The sequence below is a fragment of the Microbacterium sp. B35-30 genome (assembly GCF_010634855.1).
In the GTDB taxonomy this organism is placed as follows: Bacteria; Actinomycetota; Actinomycetes; order Actinomycetales; family Microbacteriaceae; genus Microbacterium.
Map to the genome: position 1 here is coordinate 163,583 of NZ_MWLQ01000011.1, position 15,757 is coordinate 179,339.

The 15,757-nt window shown below is 70.1% G+C and carries 13 protein-coding genes; 6 read left to right on the top strand and 7 right to left on the bottom strand.

Going from position 1 to position 15,757, the window contains the following annotated elements; genetic code table 11:
* Nucleotides 1-47 precede the first annotated feature (47 nt).
* A complete protein-coding gene (locus B2K11_RS05110) occupies nucleotides 48-2,129 on the bottom strand; it encodes a DNA topoisomerase IV subunit B (protein ID WP_163617176.1) in 2,082 nt (693 codons plus the stop codon).
* Between the two features lie 168 nt (nucleotides 2,130-2,297).
* Here B2K11_RS05110 and B2K11_RS05115 point away from each other — a divergent pair, with 168 nt between their 5' ends.
* On the top strand, nucleotides 2,298-2,516 hold the full coding sequence (locus B2K11_RS05115; protein WP_163617177.1) for a hypothetical protein: 219 nt from the start codon (nucleotides 2,298-2,300) through the stop codon (nucleotides 2,514-2,516).
* Between the two features lie 68 nt (nucleotides 2,517-2,584).
* On the opposite strand, the gene B2K11_RS05120 is transcribed toward B2K11_RS05115, so the two are convergent.
* Nucleotides 2,585-3,628 carry an alanine racemase gene (locus tag B2K11_RS05120; RefSeq protein WP_163617178.1) on the bottom strand — a complete coding sequence of 348 codons (1,044 nt, stop codon included), beginning with the start codon at nucleotides 3,626-3,628 and terminating at the stop codon, nucleotides 2,585-2,587.
* Nucleotides 3,625-4,347, bottom strand: a complete 723-nt coding sequence (locus B2K11_RS05125) for an alanine racemase C-terminal domain-containing protein (RefSeq protein WP_163617179.1) — start codon at nucleotides 4,345-4,347, stop codon at nucleotides 3,625-3,627. Before B2K11_RS05125 ends, B2K11_RS05120 begins: the two co-directional genes overlap by 4 nt.
* Nucleotides 4,348-4,392: 45 nt before the next feature.
* Between B2K11_RS05125 and B2K11_RS05130 the strand changes: the two genes are divergently transcribed.
* On the top strand, nucleotides 4,393-5,415 hold the full coding sequence (locus B2K11_RS05130; RefSeq protein WP_163617180.1) for a sugar-transfer associated ATP-grasp domain-containing protein: 1,023 nt from the start codon (nucleotides 4,393-4,395) through the stop codon (nucleotides 5,413-5,415).
* Nucleotides 5,416-5,481: 66 nt separating this feature from the next.
* Here B2K11_RS05130 and B2K11_RS05135 read toward each other — a convergent pair whose 3' ends face one another.
* From B2K11_RS05135 to B2K11_RS05145, 3 genes are all read right to left on the bottom strand, one after another.
* Nucleotides 5,482-6,177 (bottom strand): coenzyme F420-0:L-glutamate ligase, encoded by a 696-nt coding sequence (locus tag B2K11_RS05135; protein WP_163617181.1) that lies wholly within the window; start codon nucleotides 6,175-6,177, stop codon nucleotides 5,482-5,484.
* Nucleotides 6,174-7,517, bottom strand: a complete 1,344-nt coding sequence (locus tag B2K11_RS05140) for an RNA polymerase sigma factor (RefSeq protein ID WP_163617182.1) — start codon at nucleotides 7,515-7,517, stop codon at nucleotides 6,174-6,176. The genes B2K11_RS05135 and B2K11_RS05140 overlap by 4 nt, the downstream gene beginning before the upstream one ends.
* Before the next feature lie 248 nt (nucleotides 7,518-7,765).
* Entirely contained in the window at nucleotides 7,766-8,686 is a 921-nt protein-coding gene (locus B2K11_RS05145) for a PAC2 family protein (protein ID WP_163617183.1), read from the bottom strand.
* A gap of 86 nt (nucleotides 8,687-8,772) precedes the next feature.
* Between B2K11_RS05145 and B2K11_RS05150 the strand changes: the two genes are divergently transcribed.
* The 3 genes from B2K11_RS05150 to sucB all read left to right on the top strand — a co-directional run bounded on the left by B2K11_RS05150 (nucleotide 8,773) and on the right by sucB (nucleotide 13,468).
* Nucleotides 8,773-10,260 (top strand): leucyl aminopeptidase, encoded by a 1,488-nt coding sequence (locus B2K11_RS05150; protein WP_163617184.1) that lies wholly within the window; start codon nucleotides 8,773-8,775, stop codon nucleotides 10,258-10,260.
* On the top strand, nucleotides 10,257-11,630 hold the full coding sequence (lpdA, locus tag B2K11_RS05155) for a dihydrolipoyl dehydrogenase (protein WP_163617185.1): 1,374 nt from the start codon (nucleotides 10,257-10,259) through the stop codon (nucleotides 11,628-11,630). The genes B2K11_RS05150 and lpdA overlap by 4 nt, the downstream gene beginning before the upstream one ends.
* Before the next feature lie 62 nt (nucleotides 11,631-11,692).
* On the top strand, nucleotides 11,693-13,468 hold the full coding sequence (sucB, locus tag B2K11_RS05160) for a 2-oxoglutarate dehydrogenase, E2 component, dihydrolipoamide succinyltransferase (RefSeq protein WP_163617186.1): 1,776 nt from the start codon (nucleotides 11,693-11,695) through the stop codon (nucleotides 13,466-13,468).
* A gap of 12 nt (nucleotides 13,469-13,480) precedes the next feature.
* On the opposite strand, the gene B2K11_RS05165 is transcribed toward sucB, so the two are convergent.
* Nucleotides 13,481-14,812 (bottom strand): hypothetical protein, encoded by a 1,332-nt coding sequence (locus B2K11_RS05165; protein WP_163617187.1) that lies wholly within the window; start codon nucleotides 14,810-14,812, stop codon nucleotides 13,481-13,483.
* Nucleotides 14,813-14,937: 125 nt separating this feature from the next.
* On the opposite strand from B2K11_RS05165, the gene B2K11_RS05170 reads away from it, so the two are divergent.
* Nucleotides 14,938-15,648 (top strand): DUF4191 domain-containing protein, encoded by a 711-nt coding sequence (locus B2K11_RS05170; protein ID WP_163617188.1) that lies wholly within the window; start codon nucleotides 14,938-14,940, stop codon nucleotides 15,646-15,648.
* The last annotated feature ends 109 nt before the right edge of the window (nucleotides 15,649-15,757 follow it).

A 15,757-nucleotide genomic window follows, 5' to 3' on the forward strand; every position in this document is an offset into this window, starting at 1 on the left:
GCAGACGGCGTTTCGTCTCGCTCCGCTCGCTCGACGACCGGTGGTCGTCAGGCGTCGATGCGCTCGCGCGCGAGCCGGTCGCTGGAGTCGATGATGAACTCCTTGCGCGGCGCGACGTCGTTGCCCATGAGCAGCTCGAAGACGGATGCCGCAGCCTCGGCATCCTGCATCCGCACGCGGCGGAGGGTGCGGCCGGCACGGTCCATGGTCGTCGTCGCGAGCTGGTCGGCGTCCATCTCGCCCAGGCCCTTGTAGCGCTGGACCGGCTCCTGCCAGCGCTTGCCGGCCTTGGTCAGCTTGGTGAGCAGGCCGTGAAGCTCGCCCTCGGAGTAGGTGTAGATCGTGTCGTTCGGCTTGGATCCGGGATTCATCACGACCACGCGGTGCAGCGGGGGAACGGCGGCGTACACGCGGCCCTCGTCGATGAGCGGGCGCATGTAGCGGAAGAAGAGGGTGAGCAGCAGCGTGCGGATGTGCGCGCCGTCGACGTCGGCGTCGCTCATCAGGATGATCTTGCCGTAGCGCGCCGTCTCGAGGTCGAAGGAGCGACCCGAGCCCGCGCCGATCACCTGGATGATCGCGGCGCACTCTGCGTTCGAGAGCATGTCGCTGATGGACGCCTTCTGCACGTTGAGGATCTTGCCGCGGATCGGCAGAAGGGCCTGGAACTCGCTGTTGCGCGCGAGTTTCGCGGTGCCGAGGGCCGAGTCGCCCTCGACGATGAACAACTCCGACTCGGCGACGTCGTTCGACCGGCAGTCGGCGAGCTTCGCCGGCAGCGACGACGACTCCAGGGCGTTCTTGCGGCGCTGGGTCTCTTTGTGCGTGCGCGCCGAGATGCGCGCCTTCATCTCGGAGACGATCTTGTCGAGCAGGAGTGAGGTCTGCGCCTTGTCGTCGCGCTTGGCCGAGGTGAAGCGTGCGGTCAACTCGCGGATGATGACGTTCGACACGATCTGACGGACCGCCGGGGTGCCGAGCACCTCCTTGGTCTGCCCTTCGAACTGCGGCTCGGGGACGCGCACGGTGAGCACCGCGGTGAGACCGGCGAGGATGTCGTCCTTCTCGATCTTGTCGTTGCCGACCTTGAGCCGCCGGGCGTTCTGCGCGACCTGATCGCGGAGGACCTTCATGAGCCCCTGCTCGAACCCCTGCTGGTGGGTGCCGCCCTTCGGCGTCGCGATGATGTTGACGAACGAGCGCGACACCGTCTCGTAGCCGGTCCCCCACCGCACGGCGACATCGACGTGGCATTCCCGCTCCACCTCGGTGGGCACCATGGCGCCCGACGGCTGCAGCACGGGAACGGTCTCGGTGAAACTGCCCTCGCCCGTGAGTCGCCAGGTGTCGGTGATGCCCGCGTCGGGGGCGAGGAAGTCGGCGAACTCGGAGATGCCGCCGTCGAACCGGTAGCTCGTCTCGACGGGTTCGCCGGTTTCGGTGCCCGGCCGCTCATTGCGGATGACGATCTCGAGGCCGGGGACGAGGAACGCGGTCTGGCGCGCGCGCTGCTCGAGCTCCTGCAGGTTGAAGGCGGCATCCTTCGTGAAGATCTGCGGGTCGGCCCAGTAGCGGATGCGGGTTCCCGTCACGCCCTTCGCGGCGCGGCCGGCGACCCGCAGTTCGCTGCGCTGCTCGAACGGCGTGAAGGTCGAGCTGGGGCTGCCGTTGGAGAACACGCCGGGCTCGCCGCGATGGAATGACATCGCCCAGGTCTTGCCGCCGCGGTCCACCTCGACGTCGAGGCGCTCCGACAGCGCATTGACGACGGACGCCCCGACGCCGTGCAGGCCGCCGGAGGCCGCGTACGAGCCGCCGCCGAACTTGCCGCCGGCGTGCAGCTTCGTGAAGACCACCTCGACGCCTGACAGTCCGGTGCGGGGCTCGATGTCGACGGGAATGCCACGGGCGCGGTCGCGCACCTCCACGCTGCCGTCGGCGTGGAGCACGATGTCGATCCGCGTGCCGTGACCGGCCAGGGCCTCATCGACGGAGTTGTCGATGATCTCCCAGAGGCAGTGCATGAGCCCGCGGGAGTCCGTCGAGCCGATGTACATGCCCGGGCGCTTGCGGACCGCCTCGAGCCCTTCAAGCACCTGAAGATGATGGGCGGAATACTCGGCGGTCACAGTCTCCCATCGTAATCCGGGCACCCGGCAGGCTCGTGCAGACACGCGTCAGGAGGATGAGCGCTACGCGCTCAGCGAAATGTCGCCTGTTCGCGGCATTCTCGAAACATCCCCGTGGTTGTATCTCATCACCGGCCAAGAGTTCTACGTATACGAGGAGGCACCGAAATGACCACGCTATCGACACCCACAGAGAACGGCGCCGTCCTCGAGTACCGACTGACCGCGATGGACCGCTGCGATTCGTGCGGCGCCCAGGCGTACATCGCTGCGGAGGTCAACGGCAGCGAACTGCTCTTCTGCGCCCACCATGGCCGCAAGTACGAAGAGAAGCTCCGCAGCATCGCGACCTCGTGGCACGACGAGACGGCCCGGCTGGCCGAATGAGTCTTGAGGGCTGCTGCCGCGCAGTCCTGTGAAGAACGCCCGTGAGACGTCTGCGTCTTGCGGGCGTTCTACGTGTAGACCCGGGGAATCAGCGGTGACACGCGCACGGCGATCTCTTCGCCGATCGTGTCGATGAGCTCGGCGAGGTCCGTCGCAGAGCCTTCGCCGTCTGTTGCAGTGCCGTAGATCCTGACGACATCCCCGGTCGCCGCACCCGGCCATGTGCCGACCAGCGACTCGGAGCCTCCCACGGCGAGCAGCGGCCGCCGCCCTCCCGGCGTTCCGACCCCGGCTCGGCCCTGCAGCGACGTGGGAAGTCCGTCCAGTGCGCCGAGACCGATCCTCACCGCCTCGTCCTGGACAGCGACGACGTCCGCCTCCAGCCGTGCGATCGGCTCCAGACCCAGGTCCTCCGCGGACGGCCCGCCGGCTGAGCGGATGCCGTAGCAGAACGCCCCGACCCGCACCATGTCGTAGCGGAACTCCGGCCGGGCGAACGACGCCGCACTGGCGGCCAGATGACGGACGGACGGGTGGATGCCGGCGGCCTCGGCCTGAGCCAGAGCCGCCTCGAAGACGGCGCGGGCATCGTCGTCCTCGGCGTCGGACGCCTCGGCGATGTGGCTCCACACGCCGACGACGTCGATGAGCCCGGCGCTCTGCAGCTCAGCGGCCCGTGCGACGAAGGCGGGCCAGTCCTCCGGGCGGACGCCGTTGCGATGCAGGCCGGTGTCGATCTTGAGATGAACCTGTGGTGTCGCGCCGGCGTCGGCCGCGGCATCCGCCAGCTCTTCGAGAAGCCCGGCGTCGCCGACGCCGAGGTCGATGCGTGCGGCGATGGCGGCGCCGAAGTCGTCACGGGACGCCGCGATCCACGCGAAGACGCGGGCGTCGCTGCCGGCAGCGGCGCGAACGGCGGCCCCCGTCCGCACATCGAACGCCCCGAACCAGGTCACCCCGGCCGCCGCGGCGGCGTGCACGACGGGCTCCAGGCCGTGTCCGTAGGCGTCGTCCTTGACGACGAGCATCAGCTCGGCCGGCGTGACGGTCTCGCGCACGCGGGCGATGTTCGAGGTCAGCGCCTTCAGGTCGACGTGCAGTCGCGCGCTCACGGCGCCTCCTCGCGGATCGCCCGCAGCCCGACGGCGGTGATGAGCTCCGGCGCGAACAGGCCGGTCGCGCGCACCCACTCGGCGAGCGACGGCTCTCCGTGCGCGGGGTCACCGAGGAACAACACCTCGTCGCCTCGCCGGACGGCGGCATCTCGGATGTCGACGACGCACACGTCCATCGCGACACGCCCGACGATCGGATGCCGCTCGCCCGCGATCGCGACGTCGACGGCGCCGCCCAGCCCGCGGACGATGCCCTGTGCGTAGCCGCCGGTCACCAGCGCGACGCGCGTGTCCGCATCGGCGCGGTAGGCGTACCCGTACGACACGCCCTCGCCCGCGCGGAGGTCCTTCACCGAGAGCACCGTGCCGGAGAGCCGGAGTGCCGTGCGCGCCGGGGGCTCGGCACCGGGAAGGCCGAACAGCGTCGACGCCGACAGCCCGGTCGACGGCCGCGCGATCGCGGTCCCCGCCTCGACCCTGGCGACCGGCGCTTCGGCAGCGACGATCCCCTGAGCCTCGAGGACCTCGCGCACGAGCCCGCTGCCGTGCCCCCAGGCATCCGCTTCGAGAACGGAAGGATCGAAGGAACGGATGCCGCGGCCCCAGGCGGCACGGGCGTTCGCGGTGAGCGCGCCGCGCGAGATGCGGGCGACGGGGCTGCTGCGAGGCTCCGATCCCGGCACGGGCACGTCGTGCCCAGGGATCGAGGAACTCACGCCTCTAGACTATCGGGGTCCCCCGAACCCGATCCCGGAGCACGCATGCCTTCTCAGGGCCTCGCCCTCTCGAACCGCCTTCGCTACCTCGCCTGGCGTGTCCGTCGCATCGATCTCGGATCCGTGCTGGAACGTGCGAAAGAGACCGCCCATGCGCACGGCAAGTGGACGCCGGCGGTGCTGGCCGACATGCTCTGGTCGGCCGGGTTCAAGCAGGTCGGCTTCCAGGACTACGTCGACTACGACTTCGCGATCCTGAACCGCGCCGAGCGGGCGACCTACATGACGCATCCGGTGTCGAACGAGCTGTCGCAGAAGTACGACCACCCGGACTACCGCGGCCTGTTCCAGGACAAGGTCGAGTTCGACCGCACGTTCAGCGACTTCCTCCGCCGGGACTGGATGGTCGTCGAGGAGGGCAATGCCGAGGCGGTGCGCGCCTTCGCCGAGAGTCACGGCACGATCGTCACCAAGGAGCCCGTGGGCCAGGCGGGCACCGGCGTGCACCGCTACCACGCCGCCGAAGTGGCGGACTGGGACGGGTTCCACCGCGGCCTCCTCGAGCGAGGTGAGCTGCTGATCGAGGAGGTCATCCGCCAGCACGCCGACCTCGCCGCGGTCTGCCCGGGGACGGTCAACACCACCAGGGTGACGGCCTTCTTCGACGGCCAGAAGACGCACATCCTGGCGATGGCGCAGAAGTTCGGGCGCGGTGCGGTGAGCGACCAGATGACCTTCGGCGGGTTCTACACGATGCTCGACGAGAACGGCCATGCCGTCGGCCCCGGGTACGACTCGCACGGGCACGTGCACGTCGCGCATCCCGACAGCGGCTTCGTCATCGCCGACTTCCAGCTGCCGATGATCGACCAGGTCAAGGAGTTCGTCGACCAGGTCGCGCGCGTCGTGCCCCAGATCCAGTACGTCGGTTGGGACATCGTGGTGACCCCCGAGGGCCCCGTGCTCGTGGAGGGCAACTGGGGCGCGGGCGTGTACGAGAACAAGCCCAGCATCACCGGCATCCGCACCGGCCACAAGGCGCGCTACCGCGAGGCCATCGGGTTCTGACGCCTTCGGAACCGCGAAAGGGTATGTTTCCGATGCGGAAACATACCCTTTCGCGGTTCTCTGCGATCAGACCGCGCGCACGATGCCGAGCGGCGTGGACTGGTGGCCCTGACCGAGCGGGTTGTCCTTGAGGATCGCCACCAGGCGCTTCTCCCCTGCCTTGTCGAGGGTCGAGCCGAGGATGTTTCCGCCCAGATCGTTGATGTCGACGACGGCGACCTCCGGCACACCGCCCACCAGGGTCTTGATGTGCTGGGCCACCTCGCGCGGCCGCTCCGGTCCGAGCACGACCGCCTTGTTGTAGGGCGGGATCGTGCCCGAGGTGGGACCGTCGATCGCGCGCGCCTTGTCGCCGGCGATGCGGTAGAAGTCGCCCTTGCGTCCGAACAGCTTCGTGACCGCCGACACAGCGGCCGCGAAGAGGATGCGGATCGTGCCGCACTCGCGCAGCGCCATCTCCATGGTCTCGGGCATGCCGAGACCGATGCCGTGCGGCGTGCGCGTGACGTACTTCGAGAGGAACAATGCGAGCCTGCGGGGCTTGATGTCATCGACGAGGTACGAGCGGCCCTGCGTGATCGCGACGACCTTCTCCGTCACGAACAGCAGGTCGCCCTCGCGCACGGCATCCGCCGCATACTCGCGGATGAACTCATCGAGGTCGTCGCCCGGCATCACGACCCGCGTGCGGATCGGGATGCGAGCGAACGACGAGCCTTCGACCTGTACGGTGAGCGCCTTGCCGGCGTTCGCCTCGCTCACTCGAGGTAGTCCCGCAGGGACTGCGAGCGGGACGGATGCCGCAGCTTCGCCATGGTCTTCGACTCGATCTGGCGGATCCGCTCGCGGGTGACCCCGAACGTGTCGCCGATCTGGTCGAGCGTCTTCGGCTGACCGTCGCCGAGTCCGAAGCGCATGCGGATCACGCCGGCCTCGCGCTCGGAGAGCGAGTCGAGGAGCGACTCGAGCTGACGCTGCAGCATCGTGAAGCCGACGGCGTCGGCCGGAACCACGGCCTCGGTGTCCTCGATGAGATCGCCGAACTCGCTGTCGCCGTCCTCGCCGAGGGGCGTGTGCAGCGAGATCGGCTCGCGGCCGTACTTCTGCACCTCGATGACCTTCTCAGGGGTCATGTCGAGCTCGCGGCTGAGCTCCTCGGGCGTGGGTTCGCGACCGAGGTCCTGCAGCATCTGACGCTGCACGCGGGCGAGCTTGTTGATGACCTCGACCATGTGCACCGGGATGCGGATGGTGCGAGCCTGGTCGGCCATGGCGCGGGTGATGGCCTGGCGGATCCACCACGTCGCGTAGGTCGAGAACTTGAAGCCCTTGGTGTAGTCGAACTTCTCGACCGCGCGGATGAGACCGAGGTTGCCCTCCTGGATGAGATCCAGGAACTGCATGCCGCGACCCGTGTAGCGCTTGGCGAGGGAGACGACGAGGCGCAGGTTGGCGCCGAGGAGGTGGCTCTTGGCGCGCTGGCCGTCGCGGGCGACCCACTGCAGGTCGAGACCCAGCTGCGACGTCTTCTCGGCCGCCGACATGTGCGACAGCTTCTCTTCGGCGAACAGGCCCGCCTCGATGCGCATCGCGAGCTCGACCTCTTCGGCCGCGTTCAGCAGCGGCACCTTGCCGATCTGCTTCAGGTAGTCCTTGACCGGGTCGGCGGTCGCGCCGGTGATCTGCGTCGAGTAGACCGGGACATCCTCGTCGTCGCTCGACGAGATGACGATCGCGCCCGTCGGGAGCGGCTCGGTGAACGCCGGCTTGGTGCTCTCCTCGTCCTCCTCCTCGTCCTCGGCGGCGCCGGGCTCATCGGTGGGGGCCTTCGCGTCCTTGGCGGCCGGAGCTGCCTCGGTCGCGTCGTCCGCGGTGTCCACCTCGATGTCGTCCGCGCCCTCGAGCTCGACGTCGAGCTCCTCGACGTCGTCCTCGAAGTCGTCGTCCGACTTCTTCGCGCGCTTCGAGGCGGTCTTCGGTGCCGCCTTCGCCTTGGGGGCGCCCTTCGCCGCGGGAGCCTTCTTCGCAGCGGGAGCCTTCGTCTCGTCCGTCTCGGTGTCCTTCGCGGCCGAGCGAGCCTTGGTGTTCGTGCCTGGAGTCACGTTTCGCCTTTCACCGGTCGACGCGCCGTGCGCATCTCCGGTCGGTTTCGGACACTAGTAAGACCCTTGTCAAGTCCACATCTTCAGCCGGAAGCCGGACGAAGACGGTTGACAACGGGTCAGAGCGTCTAGTATCTCATACTTGCCGTGCGCCGCCAGCATCGCCCCGCGTGGATCGGCGCACCTCCATCCCCAGGTTCAACGCGCAGGTCGTGCGCGGAATTCCACGGCAGCGGCGGACTACGCGATCAGGAGCCGCGCTTGTCGTCCTCGGCGGGTCGTGTCGCGAGGAATCTCTCGAGCTCGGCCGCGAGCTCGTCGGCGCTGGGCAGATCGCCGGTGTGGATCATCGGGGTCGCGAGGGTGGACCCCGCCATGTAGGCGTCGTAGCGCTCTTCGAGCCCCTGCACCATCCGGGCGAGCTCGTCACTGCCCTCGATCTGCTCGCTGACCTTCTCGAGGTATTCGCGATTCTCGTCGCGCAGATCGTCGCCCGCGAAGACCAGGCCCGTCGCGACGGTGAGGCTGTCCAGGGCGGCCAGCGCGGCCGCCGGATACTCGGTGTCGCCCAGGTAATGGGGAACGAGCAGGACGAAGCCGGCGATGCGCACGCCGGCGGCAGCGAGCCGGTACTCGAGCAGATGACCCGCCGTGGCGGGGACCTGCGTGTGCGGCTGCCACACCGAGTGCGCCTCGGTGAGCTCGGATCGTGTGCCGCTGACCGTCGTGCCGATGGGCCGGGTGTGCGGAACGGGCATCGGGATGGCGTGCACCCACGTCACCGTCGACACGCCGTAGCTCTCGGTGAAGTCGAGGACGGCGTCGGCGAAGGCGTCCCAGGCGAAGTCCGGCTCATAGCCCGCCAGCAGAAGGAACGGCTGCCCCAGGGCGTCGTGCGCGAAGGAGAGCTCCAGGCGCGGCGGGCGGTAGTCGGTGAGGTGGTCCTTCTCGAACGAGACGATGGGCCGGCGTGCCCGGTAGTCCAGCAGGGTGTCGTTGGAGAACACCGCGAGCGGCGACGGCGACAGGTCGTCGCGGAAGTAGTCGATGGCGCGGCTCACGGCGCTGCCGGCGTCGGTGAACCCGGTCAGGGCGATCACCAGCGGCAGCCCGCGCGGGACGGGCGGCGCGGAAGCCGCACGCTCGAACAGCGGGCCGGGAAAAGGCATGCTCCCATGCTACGAGCCGCCCCGACCTGGTCGGGTCACGCCGGTCGCGCTCAGAGCGAACAGTCGGCGTCCCTAGGATGGAGACCATGTCGCTTCCCGACCTCGAGTACCGCACCACCCCTGTCCGAGAGTCCGACGCCGACCTCCTTCTCGTCGCACTCCCCCCGCTCGAGGCTGACGCATCCCCTGATCTGTCGGACTGGCCCGGACTGCGCGACGCGCTCCTGGCGGTCGGTTTCACCGGTGCGCCGGGCGCGTGGGTCCGCGTCTACGCAGCGGAGGTCACATCGCTGCCGTTGGCCGTCGTGGGCACCGGGACGGAGCCTGATGCTGCGGCTCTGCGCGACGCCGTGGGCGCCGCGATCCGCGCCCTGACCGGGTTCTCGACGGTGGCGGTCGCCGCACCGTTCGCCGACCCCGCACTGTGGACCGCCGCCGCCGAGGGGGCCGCGCTGGGCGGCTACCGATTCGACGGCTACAAGACCGAGGCGCCCAAGCCGCGCGCGGCGCGCGTGATCGTCCACGGCACCGCCGACCCCGACGACGCCGCACTGAAGCTCATCGTCGAGACCGCGGCCTCGGTCGCCCTCGTGAAGGACCTGGTCAACATCCCGGCCGAGTGGCTCGGCCCCGCCGACGTCGCAGCGCGCGCCGCCGAGTCCGTGGCGGATCTCCCCGTCAGCGTCGAGATCCTCGACGAGGAGGCGCTGCGCGAGCAGGGCTTCGGCGGCATCCTCGGCGTCGGCCGGGGATCGGATCGCCCGCCGCGCCTGGTCCGTCTCGAGTACGCACCTGAAGGCGCGACCAGGCACGTCGCGCTGGTGGGCAAGGGCATCACCTTCGACACCGGCGGTCTGTCGCTCAAGCCGGCGGCCTCCATGGTCGGGATGAAGTACGACATGGCGGGAGCCGCCACGGTTCTCGCGGTGCTCCGGGCCGCGGCATCCGTCGCCGCTCCGGTCAAGGTGACCGCGTGGCTGTGCCTCGCCGACAACATGCCGTCGGGCCGCGCGACGCGCCCGGGCGACGTGCTGCGCCTGCTCGACGGCACGACCGTCGAGGTGCTCAACACCGACGCCGAGGGGCGCCTCGTGCTGGCCGACGGACTGGTCGCCGCCAGCCGCGAGCAGCCCGATGTGATCGTCGACGTCGCCACTCTCACCGGAGCCATCCTGATCGCCCTCGGCACGCGCCACACCGGTGTGATGGGCGACGACGACGCCGTGGCTGCGTACCTCGCCGCCGCCGCCGAGGTCGGCGAGCCCGCGTGGCAGCTGCCCCTTCCGGGCCACATGGTCGAGGAGCTGGACTCCCCCATCGCCGACCTGCAGAACGCCAAGATCGGCGACCCTGCCGGCGGCTCGCTCTTCGCAGGGCTGTTCCTGCGTCACTTCGTCGGCCGCACGGGCGACGAGGACGGTGCGCCCCGCATCCCGTGGGTGCATCTCGACATCGCCGGGAGCGGCACCCACAAGGGCGCGCCGTACGGCTACACCGACAAGGGACCGACTGCCGCGACCGTGCGCAGCCTGATCCGCTTCGTCCTGACTGACCTCGATGAGGAGGCACGATGACCGACCACTCCTTCGATCTCGTCGTTCTGGGCGGTGGCAGCGGCGGCTATGCCGCGGCGCTGCGCGCCGCAGAGCTGGGCAAGAGCGTCGCTCTCGTCGAGAAGGACAAGGTGGGCGGCACATGCCTGCACCGCGGCTGCATCCCGACGAAGGCGCTGCTGCATGCCGCCGAGGTGGCCGATCTGACACGGGATGCAGCGGCCGTCGGCATCCGCGCGACGCTCGACGGCATCGACCCCGCAGGGGTCAGGGCGTACCGCGAAGGGATCGTCGCCAAGAAGTACAAGGGCCTCGAGGGACTCGTGAAGGCACGCGGGATCACCGTCGTCACGGGCGAGGGCCGGCTCGAAGCCGGTCCCGCGGTGCGCGTCGGCGATGACCTCTACCGCGGCACCGATGTCATTCTGGCCACCGGTTCGTACAGCCGCACGCTTCCGGGGCTGGAGATCGGCGGCCGCATCCTCACCAGCGAGCACGCCCTCGAACTCGACGAGATCCCCCGCAGCGCCGTGATCCTCGGCGGTGGCGTCATCGGCGTCGAGTTCGCGAGCGTGTGGCGCTCGTTCGGCGCCGACGTCACCATCATCGAGGCCCTCGACCACCTCGTGCCCAACGAGGACGTGACGCTCAGCAAGGGCCTGGAGCGCGCGTTCCGGCGCCGCGGCATCCAGTACTCCCTCGGTGTGCGCTTCCAGAGCGCGACGCAGACAGCGGATGCCGTCACCGTGACGCTCGAGGACGGCAAGACCTTCACCGCCGACTACCTGCTGGTGGCCGTCGGGCGCGGACCGGCGACGGCCGGCCTCGGCTACGAAGAGGCGGGTGTGGTCATCGACCGGGGGTTCGTCGTCACCGACGAACGCCTTCGCACCGGCGTCCCGCACGTGTGGGCCGTCGGCGACATCGTCCCAGGACTCCAGCTCGCGCACCGCGGGTTCCAGCAGGGGATCTTCGTCGCGGAGGAGATCGCAGGGCTGGGTCCCGTCGTCATCCCCGACAACCAGATCCCGAAGGTGACCTACAGCCACCCAGAAGTCGCTTCCGTCGGTGTCACCGAGGCGCAGGCAGCCGAGGCGCACGGCGCCGACGGGATCGTGGCCTACGAGTACAACCTCGCGGGCAACGGCAAGAGCGAGATCCTGGGCACCAGCGGCATCGTCAAGGTCGTGCGCGTGAAGGACGGGCCTGTCATCGGCGTCCATCTGATCGGCGACCGTGTCGGCGAGCTCATCACCGAAGGACAGCTCGCCGTCGGCTGGGAAGCCCACCCCGAAGACATCGCACCGTTCGTCCACGCGCACCCGACGCAGTCCGAAGCGCTCGGCGAGGCCTTCCTCGCCCTCGCAGGCAAGCCACTGCACGCGCTCTGACCCTCGCGGTCGCCCCTCATCACTAAGCTAGATCCGATATTTCTTCAGAAGGAGACATCCTCATGAGCACATCCGTGGTCCTCCCCGCTCTCGGTGAGAGCGTGACCGAGGGAACGGTCACCCGCTGGCTCAAGAACGTCGGCGACACGGTCCAGGCGGACGAGGGCCTGCTCGAGATCTCCACGGACAAGGTGGACACCGAGATCCCGTCGCCGGTCAGCGGCGTCATCGAGGAGATCTTCGTCCAGGAGGACGAGACCGTCGAGGTCGGCGCCGTGCTGGCCAAGATCGGCGACGGCTCCGGCGCAGCCGCCGGTGGGTCGCCCGAGGGCGCCGCCGCCGACGCGCCGGCCGCTGAGGCTCCCGCAGCCCAGGCTCCCGCAGAAGCGCCGGCACCCGCAGCCGAAGCGCCCGCGCCCGCCGCCGAGGCACCCGCACCCGCTGCCGAGTCTCCGGCCGAAGCCGCGCCCGCTGCGGCGCAGCCGGCCGCATCCGCCGGCGGCGGCAAGGAGGTCGTGCTCCCCGAGCTCGGCGAAAGCGTCACCGAGGGTACCGTCACGCGATGGCTGAAGCAGGTCGGCGACGAGGTCGCCGTCGATGAGCCGCTGCTCGAGATCTCCACCGACAAAGTCGACACCGAGATCCCCTCGCCGTTCGCCGGCGTCCTGCAGGAGATCCTGGTCTCCGAGGACGAGACCGTCGAGGTCGGCGCGGCGCTCGCCCGCATCGGCGATGCCGGCGCCGCACCTGCCGAAGCACCGGCTCCGGCTGCGCCCGCTCCGGCTGCGGCCGCACCTGCTCCTGCCCCTCCGGCTCCGGCTCCTGCCGCCGCTCCGGCTCCCGCTGCCCCGGCTCCTGCCGCCGCTCCGGCTCCCGCAGCTCCGGCCCCTGCCGCCGCTCCGGCTCCCGCAGCGGCCCTCGTGTCGGACGACGACAGTGTCACGTACGTCACACCGCTCGTGCGCCGACTGGCTCAGCAGCAGGGCGTCGATCTCGCCTCGGTGAAGGGCACCGGCGTGGGCGGACGCATCCGCAAGGAGGACGTGCTCAAGGCGGCCGAGGCCGCGGCGGCTCCTGCTGCTCCGGCGGCCGCCGCCGCTCCGGCACCAGTCGAGGTGTCGCCGCTGCGCGGCACGACGCAGCCGATGTCGCGTCTGCGCAAGGTGCTCGCCCAGCGCGCCGTCGAGTCGATGCAGTCGACCGCCCAGCTGACCAGCGTCGTCGAGGTCGACGTCACCAAGCTCGCGACCTTCCGCGACAAGGTGAAGAACGACTTCCTGGCGAAGACCGGCGACAAGCTGTCGTTCCTGCCGTTCTTCGCACTGGCGGCGGCGGAGGCGCTGCAGGCGTACCCGATCGTCAACTCGACCGTCGACGGCGACCAGATCGTCTACCCGGCGAGCGAGAACCTGTCGATCGCCGTCGACACCGAGCGCGGCCTGCTGACGCCGGTGCTGCGCGATGCGGCGTCCAAGAACCTGGCCCAGATCGCCCACGAGATCGCCGACCTGGCGGCTCGTACGCGTGAGAACAAGCTGAAGCCGGACGAGCTCGCGGGCGGCACCTTCACGTTGACCAACACCGGCTCGCGGGGCGCGCTGTTCGACACCCCGGTGGTGTTCCTGCCGCAGACGGCGATCCTCGGAACCGGTGTGGTCGTCAAGCGTCCTGGCATCGTGACGGTCGACGGCAAGGACGCGATCTCGGTGCGCTCGTACGTGTACCTCGCACTGTCGTACGACCACCGTGTCATCGACGGTGCTGACGCCGCGCGCTTCCTCGGCGCGGTGAAGTCCCGGCTCGAGGCAGCGGCGTTCGAGGGTCAGCTCGGCGTCTGAGCCGACCCGCCCTTACTGTTCCGGCTGCTGCGCGACGTCCGAGACGTCGCGCAGCAGCCATTTCTCGTCCCGCTTCAGGATCACCACCATCTGCGACGGGAGGGCGCCGTCGGCCGCGTCCAGGCGGAGCACGGCGATGTCGCCGAAGTCGTCGAGAAGCGTGAGCGCTCGCTCACCGGCGGGGAGGTCGATCGCCCCCTCGGGCAGCGTCGTGGCGTCCGCCACCACCGTGGCCAGGCAGTCCGTCGCCCCGCCGCAGGCGGTCCGTGCGTCGAGCAGCCCACCGGCCACTTGAGTGAGGGCGGTGCCTGCGCTGACGTCGGCTGCCGGGGCGCCCTGCGGCGCGGCTGAAGTCGGCGACGGATCGGCGCCCGCGCCGGTCGCCGTGGGCGCCGGGGTGGTCACGACATCCGCGTGGTCCTCCGTCGCCACGCCGCTCGCCGTCGGCCAGAGCGCACCGCCCGCCAGCACCGCCGCTGCCACCGCGCCGCCGACGAGCCAGGGCGCTCGGCGGGAGGAGTTCCTCTTCGTCGGCTCGATGCGACGCAGCCGGCGCCAGACGGCCGTCGTCGCGCGCGACACACTGTCTGCGAGGTCGTTGTCGACTCCTGCGAGGAGGCTCTGCCACAGGGATGTCGGCGCTGCTTCACCGCCCTCCCGGGCGCCGCCCCCATAGGCCGATGCGTCAGCGCGCGGTGCGCCCTCCGCGGCGGCGCTGCGCGGGTTCAGGCTGACGGTGCTGAGAGGCTCGGGAGTCGCAACGGCGAACAGCGCCTCCTCGGCCGCCTCCAGCTCGCGGACCGAGATGCGCTCGGCCGTCACTGCGCGCAGCGCCGTCGCCCACGTCCGCTCGGCCCGCGGGTCGACGGCCACCTGTTCGAGCACGGCTGCGGCCGTGTCGAGCGCGCGGTGCGGTGAGGCATCCGTCGCCAGCAGCGGCCTGCCGGCGTCGTCGAGCCACCAGTCCCCCGTCGTATCGGGCGCAGGCGCGATCTGCAGACATGCGCGCAGCACGCTCACGCCGAGCGTCACCGCCTCGCCGGCGCTGAGCGGCATCCGCGTGGCACGTCGCCGCACGAACTCTTCGAGACGCTCGACGCAGACCGGCAGCACGACGTCGTGACCGTCGGATCGCCGGGCGACGTCGACCGGGGCGAGCACGTGGCCGTCGGCCGCGGCATCCCATCCTCGCCACTGGGCGCCGAGCGCGTCCGCGTCGACCAGGACGAAGGCGTCGCCCGTCGACGTGTGCGCGAGCACGCCCGGCCACGGTCCGTCGACACGTGCCCGCACAACGCGGATGGGTCGATACGTATCGCCCAGCGGGCCCTCGTCGGAGGTCATGGCGACAGTCTGCGAGGCGCGGCGGGCCGCCACCGCCCGGAGCGTGGGGTTCTGTGGATGGACATCGCCGGATGTCGGCTGTGGAGGAGCCGAGGACGAGCCCGCGAAAAGGTAGGCTGGAAGCTATGGCCGCGCGCAGTACCGCCCCCGAGAAGGGCCCGGGATTCTTCTCCCAGATCCGCACCCTCTACACCTTCACCCAGAAGGAGTTCCGCTGGCTTCCGTACCTGCTGGCCGGCATCCTCCTCCTCGGCACCGCCGCCGGCGTGGGCATCGGGTTCGCCATCCCGCCGGTCGCGGTGTGGAGCATCATCCTGTGGGGCATCACAGGCCTCATGCTCGGCATCCTGGCGTCGATGATGACGATGACGCGACTGTCGACCCGCGCGATGTACAAGAAGATCGACGGGATGCCGGGGGCCACCGGTCACGTCATGTCGACGTCGCTCGGCCGGAAGTGGCAGGCCAGCGAGATGCCGGTGGGCATCAACCCCAAGACCCAGGAAGCCGTCTACCGCGCGATCGGCCGCGGCGGCGTCGTGATCGTGGGCGAGGGTGCTCGCGGTCGCCTCACCCGCCTCGTCAACGACGAGCGCTCGAAGGTGCAGCGCGTCGCGTCGGGCGTGCCCGTCACCGTGCTGTACATCGGCCACGGCGAGGGAGAAGTGCCCATCTCGAAGCTCTCGTCGACGATCAAAGCCCTTCCCACCAAGGTGGACCGTGCCACGATGGCGGCCGTCATCAAGCGCGTCGAGTCCGTCTCGCAGTCGCTGACATCACTGCCCATCCCGAAGGGCATCGACCCCACCAAGGTGCGGGCCCCTCGCCCGCGCTGAGCACCCCGCACCTCACACCGCCGGCGCGGTGACAGCGCCCGCGGGGTGACGTTGCCCGCAGGGTGTCGGTGCGCATGCGGTGACGGTGGGCGTGCGGCGACGGTGCGCG

Bases quoted from the DNA above. Each gene is read 5' to 3' on its own strand.
- B2K11_RS05150 (WP_163617184.1), top strand. From the start codon at position 8,773: ATGTCGCTTCCCGACCTCGAGTACCGCACCACCCCTGTCCGAGAGTCC.
- sucB (WP_163617186.1), top strand. From the start codon at position 11,693: ATGAGCACATCCGTGGTCCTCCCCGCTCTCGGTGAGAGCGTGACCGAG.
- B2K11_RS05145 (WP_163617183.1), bottom strand. From the start codon at position 8,686: ATGCCTTTTCCCGGCCCGCTGTTCGAGCGTGCGGCTTCCGCGCCGCCC.
- lpdA (WP_163617185.1), top strand. From the start codon at position 10,257: ATGACCGACCACTCCTTCGATCTCGTCGTTCTGGGCGGTGGCAGCGGC.
- B2K11_RS05130 (WP_163617180.1), top strand. From the start codon at position 4,393: ATGCCTTCTCAGGGCCTCGCCCTCTCGAACCGCCTTCGCTACCTCGCC.
- B2K11_RS05165 (WP_163617187.1), bottom strand. From the start codon at position 14,812: ATGACCTCCGACGAGGGCCCGCTGGGCGATACGTATCGACCCATCCGC.
- B2K11_RS05115 (WP_163617177.1), top strand. From the start codon at position 2,298: ATGACCACGCTATCGACACCCACAGAGAACGGCGCCGTCCTCGAGTAC.
- B2K11_RS05170 (WP_163617188.1), top strand. From the start codon at position 14,938: ATGGCCGCGCGCAGTACCGCCCCCGAGAAGGGCCCGGGATTCTTCTCC.